Genomic DNA, 767 nt, shown 5'->3' with positions numbered 1-767 from the left:
AGGAATGATTCATGTTTTATCATATAAAAGAGCTTCAATATCAAGCAAAGCCAGTTCATCCTGATCCGGTTTATGCGAAAAAACTTCAAGAGGTGCTCGGCGGCCAATTCGGTGAAATTAGCGTCATGATGCAGTATTTGTTTCAAGGATTTAACTGCAGGGCGGATGCTAAGTATAAAGATTTGTTATATGATGTGGGGACCGAAGAGATTGGGCACGTAGAAATGCTGGCAACGATGATTTCCAGACTTCTGGACAATGCACCCGCGGATGTACAGGAGGATGCTTATAAAAGCAATCCCGCTATCGCAGCAGTCATGTCAGGGATGAATCCTCAGCACGCGATTGTGTCCGGATTGGGGGCGATGGCATCAGATAGTGAGGGCTATCCGTGGAATGCAAAATACATTATCTCAAGCGAAAACCTGCTGGCCGATTTTCGCGCTAACTTAAATGCGGAGGCCCAAGGACGCCTTCAGGTGACACGGCTTTATGCCATGACCGATGATCCAGGGGTAAGAGATATGCTGTCATTTTTGATTGCAAGGGATACCTATCATCAAAATATGTGGTACGCGGCCATTAAAGAGCTGGAGGAAAGAGAACGGGATATTGTCGTCCCGACGACGTTTCCGCGTGAGCTCGAAAAGCAGGAAGTCTCCTATGACCTGTTTAACTTTTCCAGGGGGGATGAAAGCTCGCAAGGAAGATGGGCACATGGGGAAGCCTTTGACGGCCGAGGTGAATTCAGGTATATCCCGGCTCCG

Annotated in this window: 1 protein-coding gene; it reads left to right on the top strand. The window is 47.8% G+C overall.

What is annotated here, in order from left to right:
- Positions 1 to 11: 11 nt before the first annotated feature.
- Positions 12 to 767, top strand: a 756-nt coding sequence (locus ACWHAR_RS26210) for a manganese catalase family protein (RefSeq protein WP_452088313.1), incomplete at its 3' end; no start/stop codon positions are given.

Source organism: Bacillus sp. LR--39 (assembly GCF_053613335.1).
Note: the sequence above shows the minus strand (reverse complement) of the source record. Positions and strands in the feature narration are given on the sequence as shown.